At 68.6% G+C, this 13,584-nt stretch carries 12 protein-coding genes; 4 read left to right on the top strand and 8 right to left on the bottom strand.

The features are described 5' to 3' along the window. Nucleotides 1–4: 4 nt before the first annotated feature. Nucleotides 5–823: an AraC family transcriptional regulator gene (locus H0X91_RS26035; protein WP_006495780.1), complete on the top strand. Its 819-nt coding sequence runs from the start codon at nucleotides 5–7 to the stop codon at nucleotides 821–823. Between the two features lie 13 nt (nucleotides 824–836). Here the strand turns inward: H0X91_RS26035 and H0X91_RS26030 are convergent, their stop codons facing one another. Continuing rightward, the gene (locus H0X91_RS26030; RefSeq protein WP_034202819.1) at nucleotides 837–1,370 is read right to left on the bottom strand and encodes a methylated-DNA--[protein]-cysteine S-methyltransferase; all 534 of its coding nucleotides are present in this window, start codon (nucleotides 1,368–1,370) and stop codon (nucleotides 837–839) included. Continuing rightward, on the bottom strand, nucleotides 1,367–2,836 hold the full coding sequence (locus tag H0X91_RS26025; RefSeq protein ID WP_062910086.1) for a DNA-3-methyladenine glycosylase 2 family protein: 1,470 nt from the start codon (nucleotides 2,834–2,836) through the stop codon (nucleotides 1,367–1,369). The genes H0X91_RS26030 and H0X91_RS26025 overlap by 4 nt, the downstream gene beginning before the upstream one ends. A 323-nt stretch (nucleotides 2,837–3,159) precedes the next feature. Between H0X91_RS26025 and H0X91_RS26020 the strand changes: the two genes are divergently transcribed. Continuing rightward, nucleotides 3,160–4,452 carry an MFS transporter gene (locus H0X91_RS26020; protein WP_062911379.1) on the top strand — a complete coding sequence of 431 codons (1,293 nt, stop codon included), beginning with the start codon at nucleotides 3,160–3,162 and terminating at the stop codon, nucleotides 4,450–4,452. Between the two features lie 76 nt (nucleotides 4,453–4,528). On the opposite strand, the gene H0X91_RS26015 is transcribed toward H0X91_RS26020, so the two are convergent. Further along, on the bottom strand, nucleotides 4,529–5,632 hold the full coding sequence (locus H0X91_RS26015) for a LacI family DNA-binding transcriptional regulator (RefSeq protein ID WP_006484546.1): 1,104 nt from the start codon (nucleotides 5,630–5,632) through the stop codon (nucleotides 4,529–4,531). Nucleotides 5,633–5,703: 71 nt separating this feature from the next. On the opposite strand from H0X91_RS26015, the gene H0X91_RS26010 reads away from it, so the two are divergent. Further along, nucleotides 5,704–6,540: an NAD-dependent epimerase/dehydratase family protein gene (locus H0X91_RS26010; protein ID WP_006484602.1), complete on the top strand. Its 837-nt coding sequence runs from the start codon at nucleotides 5,704–5,706 to the stop codon at nucleotides 6,538–6,540. Between the two features lie 28 nt (nucleotides 6,541–6,568). On the opposite strand, the gene H0X91_RS26005 is transcribed toward H0X91_RS26010, so the two are convergent. From H0X91_RS26005 to H0X91_RS25995, 3 genes are all read right to left on the bottom strand, one after another. Further along, complete coding sequence (locus H0X91_RS26005) at nucleotides 6,569–6,889, bottom strand: DUF1330 domain-containing protein (RefSeq protein WP_059722322.1); 321 nt, start codon at nucleotides 6,887–6,889, stop codon at nucleotides 6,569–6,571. A 132-nt stretch (nucleotides 6,890–7,021) separates the two neighbouring features. Continuing rightward, the gene (locus H0X91_RS26000; RefSeq protein WP_059722324.1) at nucleotides 7,022–7,717 is read right to left on the bottom strand and encodes a hypothetical protein; all 696 of its coding nucleotides are present in this window, start codon (nucleotides 7,715–7,717) and stop codon (nucleotides 7,022–7,024) included. A gap of 100 nt (nucleotides 7,718–7,817) precedes the next feature. After that, nucleotides 7,818–8,276 carry a MerR family transcriptional regulator gene (locus tag H0X91_RS25995; RefSeq protein ID WP_006484623.1) on the bottom strand — a complete coding sequence of 153 codons (459 nt, stop codon included), beginning with the start codon at nucleotides 8,274–8,276 and terminating at the stop codon, nucleotides 7,818–7,820. Between the two features lie 77 nt (nucleotides 8,277–8,353). Here H0X91_RS25995 and H0X91_RS25990 point away from each other — a divergent pair, with 77 nt between their 5' ends. Continuing rightward, nucleotides 8,354–9,586 carry an NADH:flavin oxidoreductase/NADH oxidase family protein gene (locus H0X91_RS25990; protein ID WP_006484563.1) on the top strand — a complete coding sequence of 411 codons (1,233 nt, stop codon included), beginning with the start codon at nucleotides 8,354–8,356 and terminating at the stop codon, nucleotides 9,584–9,586. 94 nt (nucleotides 9,587–9,680) lie between these two features. Here H0X91_RS25990 and H0X91_RS25985 read toward each other — a convergent pair whose 3' ends face one another. Continuing rightward, the gene (locus tag H0X91_RS25985; protein WP_196433477.1) at nucleotides 9,681–11,804 is read right to left on the bottom strand and encodes a TonB-dependent receptor; all 2,124 of its coding nucleotides are present in this window, start codon (nucleotides 11,802–11,804) and stop codon (nucleotides 9,681–9,683) included. A 40-nt stretch (nucleotides 11,805–11,844) separates the two neighbouring features. Further along, entirely contained in the window at nucleotides 11,845–13,314 is a 1,470-nt protein-coding gene (locus tag H0X91_RS25980; RefSeq protein WP_060267460.1) for a PepSY-associated TM helix domain-containing protein, read from the bottom strand. Nucleotides 13,315–13,584: the final 270 nt, after the last annotated feature.

The raw sequence follows: 13,584 nt of genomic DNA, 5'->3' as shown, positions 1-13,584 counted from the left end.
TCTTATGTTGCTGGCGGGACAACCCGGCGACCCTTACGCGGTGCCGCCGATGGCGCGCCTGCCGCGGCCGCTGTACGTGCGGGCGTTCGGCATTCCCGGCAACGCGAGCGTCGATGCGCACAGTCATCCGTGGGCCCAGCTGATGTATGCGACGAGCGGCGTGCTCGAGGTGACGACGCCGTCGGGCCGGCAACTGCTGCCGCCGCACTACGCGATGTGGATTCCGCCGCACGTGCCGCACGCGGTGTCGACGCGCGATTGCGTCGCGTTTCACAGCCTGTATCTCGACGAAGCCATCGCGCGCCGCGACGTGAACGACGATTGCACGATCCTCTGCATGACGCCGCTGCTGCGCGAACTGATGATCGCGACCGGCGAGTTGCCGGTGAATTACGACGAGGCGGGGCCGGACGGTGCGCTCGTGTGCCTGATCGCGGACCGGATCGCGCGCATGCAGCCGGCGCCGCTCACGGTGCCGCTGCCGCGCGATCCGCGCCTGCTGAAAATCGCGCGCGCGTTGCACGCGGCGCCGGGCGATACGCGCAGTCTCGACGAATGGGGGCATCAGGTCGGCGCGACGCGGCGCACGTTGTCGCGGCTGTTCCGGCAGGACACGGGGCTGTCGTTTACCGAATGGCGGCAGGCCGTGCGGCTGCTCGCATCGCTGCCGCTGCTCGATGCGGGCGCGCCGATCGGCACGGTGGCCGCGCAACTGGGTTACGACTCGACGTCGTCGTTCATCGCGCTGTTCCACGCGAAATTCCGTGTGACGCCCGGCGCGTATGCGAAGCGTGAAGCGCGCCGGCCGGTGTTGAGCGCGTGATGCGTTCCGCCGATCAGAACGCGAGCGCGTGCTGCATCGGATGATGCACATCGCGTGAAAGTTCTGCGCGTTCGAGCGACAGCAGCGCGCGTTTGCGGTCGATGCCGCCTGCATAGCCGGTCAGGCTGCCCGATGCGCCGACCACGCGGTGACACGGCACGATGATCGACACCGGATTGCGGCCGACCGCACCGCCCACGGCGCGCGCGCCGCTCATCGGCAGCCCGACGCGCTCGGTGATGTCGCCGTACGACACGAGTTCGCCGAACGGAATCGCCAGCAGTTCCTGCCATACGCGTCGCTGAAACGCGGTGCCGCGCAGGTGGATCGGCACCGAGAACGTGTCGCGCGCGCCGGTGAAGTATTCGGCGATTTCTTCCGCGACCTGGCGTGCGATGGGCGATGTGGCGAGCGCATCCGCTTCGCGCACGATCGCCAGCGACGGGAAGTATTTCTGGCCGACGAAGTACAGGCCGGTCAGCGCATCGTCCTCGATGCGCACGGCGATGTCGCCCAGCGGGCTCGGAATCAGATGAGCGGGCGTCATCGCAACCTCTCTCCATGAAGGCGCCACACGTGCAGCGCGGCATACGCGCGCCACGGCGCCCAGCGTGCCGCATGCGGCGCCGATGATGATACGCGCGTGCGCTCGGTGCGGCCGGGCAGCCACGCGTCGTCGGCGGGGAACGCATTCGGCCACGCCATCGCGCGCATCGCGACGTACTGCACCGCGCGTTCGTCGAAGCCGGGCAGCGCGCGCAGCGCGGCGAGCGTTGCGTCGAGCGGCGCCATCGGTTCGAGCGCGAGCGTGCCGTCGTCGACCGCGCGGGCGAGCGACACGATCGCGTGCGCCGTGTCGCGCTCGATGCCGATCGTTTCGAGGACCGAAGGCGGTAGCGCGGCCAGCGTCGCGGCGCACGGCAGCGCATGCGCGAGGCCCGGCGGCGCGCCATCGACCGGATTGCCGAAGCGTGCCGCGATCCGTGCGAGCAGCGGCGTATCGGCCTGCGCCGCCGCAAGCTGCTCGCCCGCGATGGCACGGATCGCCATCTCGAGGCCATCGAACGCGCCGGGCACGCGCAGGCCCGGCGAACCGTTCGCGAGATCGCCGAGATGCGCATCGATCACGTCGGGGCGGCTGTCGAGATCGAACAGCCGGCGTACGCGCGCGAGCACGGCCGGCACGACCGGCGTCAGCGCGGGCGACACGGTGACGGCGAGCGCGAAGCGCTGCGGCACGTGCGCGATGGACAGCCAGCCGGCCACGAGCCCGCCGTCGTTCCGGTTCGGCAGTTCGACGATGCGTGCATAACCGTGCGCGTCGATCCGCTCGACGCCGTCGATCTGCCGCTGTGCGAGAAAGCGCATCAGGTCGGCCCACGCGAACGGGGGCCGGTACGGCAGCGGGAACGTCATGTCGCCGTCGGCCGACGCGCCGGCTCCTTTGCGCAGCCGCAGCGGATTGAGGCCGTAGCGCTGACGGAACAGGTCGTTGAAGCGCCGTACGCTGCCGAACCCGGCCGTCGACGCGACGACGGCCACCGGCAGCGCGGTATCGGTCAGCAGTCGCTTGGCCATCAGCAGCCGCTGCGTCTGCGCGAACTCGACCGGCGACACGCCGAATTGTGCGCCGAAGATCCGCCGCAGATGGCGTTCGGTCACGCCGACGCGCCGTGCGAGCGCCGCGACGGATTGTGCGTTCAGGAAACCGTCGTCGATCAGCGTCGCGGCCGCGTCGGCGAGATTGCCGGACAGGTCGAGCAGCCCGTGGCCGGGCGCGAGCTCGGGGCGGCAGCGCATGCAGGGCCGGAAGCCGGCTTTCTCGGCGGCCGCGGCGGTCGGGTAGTAGCTGCAGTTTTGCGCTTTCGGCGGCTTCACCGGGCAGACCGGGCGACAGTACACGCCGGTCGTCGCGACGCCGACGAAGAACCAGCCGTCGAAGCGGCGGTTCCGCGAAAGCAGGGCGTCGTAGCAGGTGTCGGGATCGAGGCGCATGGGGCGACTGTAAACCATCCTCGCGGTCGATTCTGGCTGGAATCGGACATGTGTCCTGGCGGCCGCGCGCCCGTTGGTCCGCAGCGGGAAAATCAGAGGAAAAACGGTTAATACCAATCTGCGAAACAGTCGTCTCTTTTGCCGTGACGAATTTGAGATGACTCATCGAAATCCCCGACTGACACGGCGCCGGCACCCGTCCTATCCTTTGAAAAACGTTTTCCAGATGGAGCGGCGAAACGGGCCGTGCGCCGCAGCGCACCGCCGTTCGCCCCGGCGCCGGTCGCCGGTCAACGAACTTCGTGCGGCGCGACGGGCGCGACCGTGCATCGGAGACATTCATGCCCTCTGCCGTCGTCGGCGCCGTGCGCGCGGCCGCCAGCCGTTATCGCTGGACCGTCTGTGCGCTGCTGTTTTTCGCGACCGTGATCAACTATATGGATCGGCAGATCCTCGGCCTGCTCGCGCCGATGCTCCAGCACGACATCGGCTGGAGCCAGGTGCAGTACGGCCGCATCGTGATGGCGTTTTCGGCGTTCTATGCGCTGGGCCTGCTCGGCTTCGGGCGCATCGTCGACTGGCTCGGCACGCGCGTGTCGTACGCGGTGGCGATGCTGGTATGGAGCATCGCCGCGATGCTGCATGCGGCGGTCGGCTCGGTGACGGGCTTCGCATTCGTGCGCGCGCTGCTCGGCATCGGCGAGGGCGGCAACTTCCCGGCCGCGATCAAGACCACGGCCGAATGGTTTCCGCGTCGCGAACGCGCGCTCGCCACGGGCATCTTCAACTCGGGCGCGAACATCGGCGCGGTGTTCGCGCCGGCGATCATCCCGGCGATCGCGGTGGCCTACGGCTGGCGCGCGGCGTTCGTGATCATCGGCGCGATCGGCATCGTGTGGCTCGCGGTATGGCTGGTGATGTATCGCACGGCCGACACGCGTGCGCTCGCCGCGGAATACGACGAGCCGCGCGACGAAGCCGAAGCGCTCGACGCGGCGAACGCGAACGCCGGCGCGCCGCGCTGGGGCGAACTGATCCGCAAGCGCGAGACGTGGGCCTTCCTGATCGGCAAGTTCCTGACCGATCCGGTGTGGTGGTTCTACCTGTTCTGGCTGCCGAAATGGCTCAACGAGTCGCGCGGGATGGACATGCAGCACATCGGCTTGCCGCTCGTCTGCATCTATGCGCTGACGACGGTCGGCAGCATCGGCGGCGGCTGGCTGTCGTCGACGCTGCTGCGCGCCGGCTGGAGCGTGAACCGTGCGCGCAAGACGGCGATGCTGATCTGCGCATGCTGCGTGCTGCCGATCGCGTTCGTGTCGCAGGTGCAGAGCCTGTGGGTCGCGGTGCTGATCGTCGGCCTTGCCGCCGCCGCGCACCAGGGCTGGTCGGCGAACCTGTTCACGACGGCGTCCGACCTGTTCCCGCGCCGCGCGGTCGCGTCGGTGGTCGGCATCGGCGGGATGGCCGGCTCGATCGGCGGCGTGCTGTTCTCGGAAGTGATCGGCCAGGTGCTGCAGCGCACCGGCCACTACTGGGTGCTGTTCGCGATCGGCGCATCGGCCTACCTGATCGCGCTGGCCGTGATGCACGGGCTCACGCCGAAGATGAAGCCCGCGAAGCTCGACGCGTGATCGCGTATCGGCAAGCGAAAACGCCGCCCTCGGGCGGCGTTTTTTGTGGGCGGGGAAGCCGGGTGCCGCGAACGCGTCAGCCGGCCGGGGCCGTCGACGCGCGCATGATCAGCCGCGGCTCGAACGTCGAATAGCTCGCGTCGGTGCGCCCCGCGAGCGCGTCGATCAGCTTCTGCATCGCGAGCTCGCCCATGTTCTCGCTCTGGATGTCGACGGTCGTCAGCGCGGGCGCCGCGTATTCGCCATACGGCACGTTGTCGACGCCGGCGACGGACACGTCCTGCGGCAGCCGGAAGCCGAGCGACGCGGCTTCCTTCATGAAGCCGAGCGCGATCAGGTCGTTGTAGCAGATCACGGCCTGCGGGCGCTGCGGCCCGAGCATCACGCGCGAGCACGCGCGCTCGCCGGCTTCGGCGGTCGGCGCATGCGCGTCGTGCACGTCCAGCGTGAGCCCCGCTTCGGCGAGGCAGTCGCGCGCGCCCTGGATCCGTTCGTCGTTCACGCGTGCGGTGCCGAAGCCGAGATACGCGATGCGCGTGTGGCCGAGGTTGAGCAGATGGCGCGCGAGCATGTACGTCGACAGCCGGTTGTCGATGCCGACGCTCGGAATCGGCAGGCCCGGGCTGCGACGCAGCAGCACGAGCGGCTTGTTGAGGTCGAGCATCCAGCCGGCTTCCTCGTCGGGCATCCGCGTGCTGACGATCAGCCCGTCGACGCGCTGCGCGAGCGCCTCGATCAGCGAGCGTTCGCGCGCCTGGCTCTCCTCGGTATCGACGAGCAGCAGCGTGTAGTCGTGCTGCAGCGCGACGCGGTTCGCGCCTTTCACCACGTTCGTGAAGTGCGGGTTGCTGATGTCGAGGATCACGAGGCCGATCGTGCGCGTGCGGCCGGTGATCATCGAACGCGCGAGCGGGTTCGAACGGTAGCCGAGCCGCTCGATGGCTTCCTTGAGCCGGGCCTCGACGGTCGGCGAGAAGCGCTGCGTGCCGTTCACGTACTTCGATACCGTCGCGACCGACACGCCGGCTTCCGCGGCCACGTCGCGGATCGTCGGGGAAACTTTTTTCATCGGAAGGGTAACGTTTTCGTTCGATAACGCCGGATTGTGGCAGAAAAAGCCGGCGCGCGGCCAGCCGTCGATATCGGGAAAGTGCGGATGGCTGCGAACGGGTTCGACCATTGACGTTCGACGGCGCGTCCGCGTATAGTTGGAAAACGTTTTCCGCTTCAGGCCAGATCCAAGGAGATTCGATGAACGCCTCATCCACCGCCGCGCGCAAACCGTTCGGCCGCCTGCTGCTGACGGGCGCGGCCGGCAACCTCGGCCGCCAGTTGCGCGGCGCGCTCGCCGACTGGGCCGACGTCGTGCGCGTCAGCGACATCGCGGCGCTGGACGACGCGGCCGCGCATGAAGAAATCCGCGTGGTCGACCTGGCCGACCGGCCGGCCGTGATGCAGCTCGTCGACGGCGTGGACGCGATCGTCCACCTCGGCGGCATTTCGGTCGATGCGCCGTTCGACGATCTGGTCGGCGCGAACATCACCGGCACGTACAACCTGTACGAAGCCGCGCGCAAGCACGGCGTGAAGCGCGTCGTGTTCGCGAGCTCGAACCATGCGATCGGTTTCCATCCGGTCACGGAAGTGCTCGACGCCGATGCGCCGCTGCGCCCCGACAGCCTGTACGGCGTGACGAAGTGCTTCGGCGAATCGCTGTCGCGGTATTACTTCGACCGCTTCGGGATCGAAACCGTATGTCTGCGGATCGGCTCGTCGTTCGAGGTGCCGAAGAATCCGCGGATGCTCGTCACGTTCCTCAGCTATCGCGATTTCATCGAGCTCGTGCGCTGCTCGCTGCTGACGAACCGCGTCGGGCACGCGATCGTCTATGGCGCGTCGGACAACCCGGTGAAGTGGTGGGACAACACGAAGGTCGGTTTCCTCGGCTTCCGTCCGCGCGACAGCTCCGAACAGTTCGCCGGGTTGTTCCCGGTGACGGCGCCGACCGCCGAGTACGACGATCCCGCACAGCGGTTCCAGGGCGGTGGATTCGTCGTCGGCGAGCCGATGGAGCGGAAGGCGTCGTAAGCGGTGTCGGCATCGCCGGCGTCATGATTCAGCGCAGGATGTCGGTCGCCTTGTGCCGTTCGTCGACACCGTCGATCAGGATCAGCGGGCCGCTCGCGTGTCGCGCGCGCAGCGGCTGGATCTGCCGGTACGCATCCGATTCGTACCATGCGCGCGCCGTGCCGAGATCGGGAAACGCGATCGCGATCAGGTCGCCGCGCCATTCGCCTTCGCGCACTTCCGGGCGTGCGCCGTGAATCACGAAATGGCCGTCGTACGGCGCGAGGGTGCCGTCGATCCGTTCGAGGTATTCGACGATGTCGTCGCACATGTCGACGTCATGCAGGTGGGCGATGGCGTAGGCGGTCATGGCGGGCTCCTTGGCGTGATGCGGTTCGAGAGTCGATGGAGCCATGATCGCGGCGCGGACGGCGCGCGTCGATTACCTGCGACGTAAGCAAATCCTCGCAGCCGCGCCCGCCTCGCCGCCGGCCGGCCGCCGTCAATGCTTGCGGCAAGCCGGATCGTTGTTGCGCCGCTCGGCGGAATCGCACCAGTAACTCGGCCGCCACGCTTCGAACGAAACGGCCTTTGCCGCATTCGCACGCGTGACGCGTACCGGGTCGGCCTTCAGCGCATCGCCGTCCTGCTCGTAGTTGAATCGCCAGTTCCGGAACACTTCGCGATGGAACAGCCACGTGCGATGCGCGACGTCATAGCGAAACGTCACGCGGTCGCGCCAGTGGTTATGGCCTGCGAATACGCCCTGTTCGACGGTGAACATGCGAGGCTCGATCGTGAGTGCGTTCTCGGCGACGCCATCGAGATACGGGTCGCCCATGCCGCCTTCGTCGGCTTTCATGATCACGGTGTCGTTGCGGGCCGCCAGCCGGTAGCGTCCGTTCGGACCCTGCAGGAAGATCAGCAGCGGACGCAGCGACGGCGTCTGCATCGAATCGCCGGGCTGATGCGCGACGACGACGTAACCGTTGCGCGTGCCGTCGGTCAGGCGCCCCGATGCGGCATCCAGCGCTTCGTAACCGGCGGGCAGTTGCGCGACGATGTCGGCCGGCAGATCGGAGGTGTCCGGGCAACGGATCGACGAATGCGTGTCGTCGCACGTCGACGCGAAGGCACTGCCGATGCCGAACGTCAGCAGTACGGCGATGAAAAATCCTTTGATACGGGGGATCGTCATGCGGATACGGTCGTGAGGGTGCTCGGCGGAAGACGGTGCGCATGCGGCGACGCGTGTCGCCGCAGCGCCGGTTGATCGATGGGTGACGCAGTGTAGCCGGTCACGCGCGCTTGCGCGCCGGCCGCACCACAGGGGCGGACTCCAGCGGCTGGCTGGCCTGCTCGCAGAGCCGGTCGAGCATCCGCTGCGCGGCGCCCGCGCAATCCTCGCCTTCGGGCTTGTTCTCGATTTCGTCGATCAGCGTCTCGAGGTGCTGCCGGTTCTGCGCGAGACGCCGTTCGAGCAGCGCGATTTCGTCGACCTTGTGCCGCAGCGCGACCAGCAGTTCGTCGTGCGGCCATGCGCCGAGATCGGGCGGCAGCACCGCGCGGATCTCGTCGAGCGAGAAGCCCGCGCGCTGCGCGCGATCGATGATCGCGAGCCGCGTCAACGCTTCCGGCCCGTATTCCCGATAGCCGTTCGCCTGGCGGCGGGCCGGTTCGAGCAGGCCGCTCGCTTCGTAGAAGCGGATGCGCGACGCCGCGAGGCCGCTCGCCTTCGCCAGTTCGCCGATTTTCATGATGGGCTCCAAAAGGGCTTGACCTTAAAGTTGACTTTAAAGTTATCGTTGGGCATCGTCAATCGAGGGTGTCCACCATGAATCTGTTTGCGCCGCTCACACTGCCCAACGGGGCGGTGATTCCGAACCGTCTGGCCAAGGCCGCGATGGAAGAAAACATGGCCGATGCGGACCACGCGCCGTCCGACGCGTTGCTGCGCCTGTACCAGGCGTGGGCCGACGGTCAGGTCGGCCTGATCCTGACCGGCAACGTGATGGTGGACGGCCGCGCGATGACGGGGCCGAACGGCGTCGTGCTCGAAAGCGACGCGCATCTCGACCGGTTCCGCCGCTGGGCGCAGATCGCGCGCTCGGGCGGCGCGCACGTATGGATGCAGATCAATCACCCGGGGCGCCAGATGCAGGCGGCGCTGGGCCAGACGACGCTCGCGCCGTCGGCCGTGCCGCTCGCGCTCGGCGCGCTGTCGAAGCAGTTTCCGGTGCCGAAGGAGATGACGGCGGCCGACATCGCCGACGTGCAGCAGCGCTTCGTGCGCGCCGCGCAGCTCGCGGAGCAAAGCGGCTTCACCGGCGTGCAGGTGCACGCGGCGCACGGCTATCTGCTGAGCCAGTTCCTGTCGCCGCTGACCAATCGCCGCCAGGATCAGTGGGGCGGCAGCATCGAGAATCGCGCGCGCCTGCTGCTCGATATCGTGAAGGCGGTGCGCGCGACGGTGTCGCCGGCCTTCGTCGTCGCGGTGAAGCTGAACTCGGCCGATTTCCAGCGCGGCGGCTTCAGCGCGGACGACGCGAAGCGGGTGGTCGAACTGCTGAATCCGCTCGGCGTCGATCTCGTCGAACTGTCGGGCGGCAGCTATGAAGTGCCGGCGATGCAGGGCGAGGCGCGCGACGGGCGCACGCTCGCGCGCGAAGCGTACTTCCTCGAATTCGCGCGCGACATCACGGCCGTCGCGCGGATGCCGCTGATGGTCACGGGCGGCATCCGGCGCCGTGCGGTGGCCGAGCAGGTAGTGAACAGCGGTGTCGCGATGGTCGGCATCGCGACCGCGCTGTCGATCGACCCGAACCTGCCGCGCGACTGGCGCGCGGGCAAGGACAGCGCGCCGGTGCTGCAGCCGATCCGCTGGAAGAACAAGGCGCTGGGCGCGCTGGCGAACATGGCCGTCGTCAAGTTCCAGCTCACGCGGCTCAGCGAAGGGCGTCGCACGCATCCTCGGGTGTCGCCGCTGCGCGCGCTGGTGCGCCAGCAACTGGCCGCGCAGTGCCAGACGCGGCGCTACCGGAAGTGGATGGCGGGCCCGCGCGCGTGACGGGCCGTTTCGGGCGGGCAGCGGCGAGACCGGAAGCTGACCGACCCGCCGCCGCGCACGCATCGGCGGACGCGTTGCGCGGCGGCGCGCCGCATCAGAACCGGTAGTTCGCCAGCAGCTCGAACCGCCGGTCGTTGCCGAGCAGATACTGCGTCTCGTTGTAATACGCGGACTGCACGTAGCGACGATTGAAGACGTTGTACGCGCGGGCGGTGATCGTCGTGTCCTTGCGCGGCTTCCACGCGAGGCCGAGGTCGATGGTCGTGTACGACGGCATCACGAGCTGGTTCGCGGTGTCGGCGAACCGCTTGCCCACGTACTTGACGCCCGCGATGCCGGTCCAGTCCGGCGCGAAGCGCCAGCTCACCCACAGGTTCGCGAGCCGTTGCGGCACCGACACCGGCACGTTACCCGCGCGCGACACCGTCGCGCCGCCGGACGACTGCTGGAAATCGTCGTATTTCGCGCGCAGGATCGACACGTTCGCATCGACGCGCCAGTCCTTCGCGATCTCCGCGCCGACCGTCGCCTCCAGCCCGCGCGACGACTGCTGGCCGACCTGGATCGACTGGTTCGGATTCACCGGGTCGGCCGTCAGGAGGTTACGCTTCACGATCCGGTACGCGGCGAGCGTCCATTCGGCCTTGCCGTCGAGGAACGACTGCTTCACGCCGATCTCGATCTGCCGGCCGGTCGCGAGCGTGAAGTTGGCCTTCGACGCATTCAGCGACAGCAGCGAGCTGACCGGATCGGCCGCGACCGAATACTGGCCGTACACGGCGAGGCCGGGCCGCACGTCGTACACGGTGCCGATGCGCCAGCCCGTGTTCGCGAATACCTTCGTGAATGCGCCGCCGTTCACGAGATCGTCGCGGTTCACGCTCGCATGGTCGTAGCGCAGCCCGCCGATCACCGACCAGCGCGGCGTGATCTCGAGCCGGTTCTCCGCGAACAGTGCGTACTGGTTCGACTGGCTGCGGTACTTCGGAAACGTGCCGGCCGTATTGATGAAACTGCCCGGATCGACGTTGAACGGATCGACCGTCGACGTGCCCGCATACGGCGAATTGTTGTCGTGCTGGAACGTCGTGTGGTTGAACTCGACGCCCGCCGAAAACGTGTTGCGCATCCCGAACAGCGCGCTGCCGACGGTGGCCGTCGTCACGTTGCCGTATTGTTCCTGGTCGTGAAAGATCTCCGTGTAGCTGCTGCGCCGCACCTGCGCGCTCGACGGCAGGTACGTGTAGTACTCGGCGTCCTTCCAGTGACGGTTGCTCTTCATCCGGTACAGCGTGCTCGTCACGTTCAGCGCGTCGCTCGGCTGCCAGTTCGCCGAGACGGTGGCCCAGCTGTCGCGGAACGCGATGTCGGCGTCGCCGACGTTGTAGCTCTTCTTGTCGAGCGCGCGATCGCGCGCGCCGTCGACGAGCGGCACACCGAAATACTGCATCGGATGCATGAAGCCCTGCGCATACGACGCCGTCACGTACAGGTCGGGCGTCACGTCGTAGCGCAGCGCGCCGGACACCGACAGGTTGCGCGAGTCGCCACGATCGACCCAGTTCGACGAGCGGTTGCCGCTGACGTCGAAGCGGTACGACAGCTTGTCGTTGATCGCGCCGCCGCTGCCGAACGCGGCGCGCGCCGTGCCTTCGGTGCCGCCGCCGACCTGCAGCTCGTTGCGGATCGGCGTGCGCGTCGGCTTTTTCGGGACGATGTTGACCACGCCGCCGATCGCGCCTTCGCCGTAGATCACCGAAGCGGGGCCGCGCAACACGTCGATGTGGTCGACCGACCACGTGTCGAACGGGAACGTGACGCCGATCGCGCCGTACGGGCGCACGCCGTCGTAGAGCTGCGTGACCGACGATGCACCGACGAAGCCGCGCGCGGCGAGCTCCGAGTTGCCGTTGCCGGGATGCGGCGACGCGCTGATGCCGGCGGCGCGGCTCACGGCGTCGATGATCGAGTTGTCGCCGCGCGTGTCCAGCGTCGCGCGGTTGATCTGCTCGACGCTCGCGGGCGTTTCGAGCGGCGACAGCCCGAGATGGCTGCCGGTGTCGAGCGGTTGCGTCAGGGCGGGCGCCTTCTGCGCGTCGACGCGAATCGGCGCGAGCGTGGCGCCGGCACCGTCGACGCCGCGTTCCTGTGCGTGGGCCTGCCCGGCCGGCGAGAGCGCCGCGAGCACGGCGGCGGGCAGCATCGATTTGAAATTCATTGTTTCGGTTTCCTTCGAATGGGGGAAGCGCTTGCGTCGATCACGCCGCGGCGCGCGCGGCGCGGCCGAACAGCAGCCGGTCGAGCAACCAGACCGCGACGATCGTCAGTCCCATCAACGGGAACACGATGCCGAGCAGCACGAGCCCGGCGATCCAGCCGCGCATCGGCGGCGTGCCGCGTTCGCGCGACGGTGCGCCCAGCGTCCCGGCCGGGCGGCGCTTCCACCACATCACGGTGCCCGTGACGGCCATCGCGGCCAGCCCGAGCGACAGCACCGCGCAAATGATCTGGTTCGCGAGGCCGAAATAGCGGCCCATGTGCAGCGACGTGCCGTACGACACCGCTTTCGATACCGCGCCGTAGTCGCCATAGCGGATGTCCTTCAGGACCGCGCCGCTGTACTGGTCGACGTAGATCGTCCGTTCGGCCTTCGGGTCGGCCGGGAAGTACGACGCGGTGAACACGCCGTCCGCGCCGGACGGCAGCGCGAGCGTGTAGCCGCTCGTCACGCCGAGCCCGGCGACGATCGCGATCGCGCGGGCCAGCGGCAGCGGCGCGGGCGTCGGCGCGGACGGCGAATGCGGCACGGGCACGTTGCCGACCGCCCACGGCGTTTGCGGCAACGGCAGGTCGTCCATCACCATCCCCGGCATCGATTCGCCGGAATCGTGGTGATGGCCGGACGGCGCGGTGGCCTGCGCAGGCGCCTGCCCGGCCGTCGCGGCGGCACCGGGGCGCGTCGAGCGTACCGACGCGCCGCCCCATGCGCCTTCCGGCGCGCCGAGGTTCACGGTCGCGGCGAGCGCCTTGAAGTTCTTGCCCCACGAGCCCGACCACGGCAGCCCGGTCAGGATGAACGCGACCGTGCCGGCCGCAAGCCAGATGCCGGCCGTCGCATGAAGGCTCTTCCACAGCGGCCGGCCGCGCAGCGACAGGTCGGGCCGCAGCGCGCGCCCGACGCGTGCCGCGCCGCGCGGCCACCACAGCGCGATGCCGGTGCCGATCATCACGAAGGTCCAGCAAGCGGCGAGCTCCATCAGCCACTCGCCGGTCTTGCCGAGCAGCAGCTTGCGATGCAGCATCCGGTCGACCTGCATGAAGCGGTTCTCGACGCTCAGCGTGCCGAGCACGCGGCCGTCGTACGGGTTCACGTACACGCTCTCGCGACTGCCGTCGCGCAGCCGAAAAACATACTCGGCGCTGCGGTCCGGCGCGGTGGCGACCTGCACGGATACCGGCGTCGCATCGGCCGGCATTGCGGTGCGGGCGCGGGCGAGCAGCGTGTCGGCATCGAGCCGCGGCGTCGCGCGCGGTTCGACGACCAGCCGGTGCGGATACAGCAGCGGCTCGATCTGCGGCTGGAAGCAGTACAGCGTGCCCGTGATCGCGAGAATCACGAGGAACGGCATCACGAACAGGCCGGCGTAGAAGTGCCAGCGCCAGAGCGTCCGGTAACCGGCGCTGGCGGAACGGGCGGGCGAGATGGCCCGATCGACGGTGGTCGACATGGTATGAACTCCTCGTATGCGTCGAGCGGCGGGACCGGCGCGGGCCGGCGGCCGTCAACGTGCGTCGCACCCGCGTGCAGGCCGCACCGCGGCAGGCGGCGCGGCACGTTGCGCGGACGATGCGCAGGGCGGCGTCGCCCGCGCGATGCGGGCTGGCGGGTGAACGCGTGAATCAGGTCGGGTGAAACGAACGGCGTGAACGCGCGTGCACGTCGACGTGCATGCGCCACGGGGTGGAACGTTCAGCAGAACCGAGGAGGGGCGCGGGAG

Source organism: Burkholderia sp. 9777_1386, assembly GCF_015712265.1.
In the GTDB taxonomy this organism is placed as follows: domain Bacteria; phylum Pseudomonadota; class Gammaproteobacteria; order Burkholderiales; family Burkholderiaceae; genus Burkholderia; species Burkholderia cenocepacia.
The sequence above is the reverse complement of the archived record's forward strand: the minus strand, read 5'-3'. Positions and strand labels throughout refer to the sequence as shown.

Bases quoted from the DNA above. Each gene is read 5' to 3' on its own strand.
- H0X91_RS26015 (WP_006484546.1), bottom strand. From the start codon at position 5,632: ATGGTCGAACCCGTTCGCAGCCATCCGCACTTTCCCGATATCGACGGC.
- H0X91_RS26030 (WP_034202819.1), bottom strand. From the start codon at position 1,370: ATGACGCCCGCTCATCTGATTCCGAGCCCGCTGGGCGACATCGCCGTG.
- H0X91_RS26020 (WP_062911379.1), top strand. From the start codon at position 3,160: ATGCCCTCTGCCGTCGTCGGCGCCGTGCGCGCGGCCGCCAGCCGTTAT.
- H0X91_RS26025 (WP_062910086.1), bottom strand. From the start codon at position 2,836: ATGGTTTACAGTCGCCCCATGCGCCTCGATCCCGACACCTGCTACGAC.
- H0X91_RS25990 (WP_006484563.1), top strand. From the start codon at position 8,354: ATGAATCTGTTTGCGCCGCTCACACTGCCCAACGGGGCGGTGATTCCG.
- H0X91_RS26035 (WP_006495780.1), top strand. From the start codon at position 5: ATGTTGCTGGCGGGACAACCCGGCGACCCTTACGCGGTGCCGCCGATG.
- H0X91_RS26000 (WP_059722324.1), bottom strand. From the start codon at position 7,717: ATGACGATCCCCCGTATCAAAGGATTTTTCATCGCCGTACTGCTGACG.
- H0X91_RS25985 (WP_196433477.1), bottom strand. From the start codon at position 11,804: ATGAATTTCAAATCGATGCTGCCCGCCGCCGTGCTCGCGGCGCTCTCG.
- H0X91_RS25980 (WP_060267460.1), bottom strand. From the start codon at position 13,314: ATGTCGACCACCGTCGATCGGGCCATCTCGCCCGCCCGTTCCGCCAGC.
- H0X91_RS26010 (WP_006484602.1), top strand. From the start codon at position 5,704: ATGAACGCCTCATCCACCGCCGCGCGCAAACCGTTCGGCCGCCTGCTG.
- H0X91_RS25995 (WP_006484623.1), bottom strand. From the start codon at position 8,276: ATGAAAATCGGCGAACTGGCGAAGGCGAGCGGCCTCGCGGCGTCGCGC.
- H0X91_RS26005 (WP_059722322.1), bottom strand. From the start codon at position 6,889: ATGACCGCCTACGCCATCGCCCACCTGCATGACGTCGACATGTGCGAC.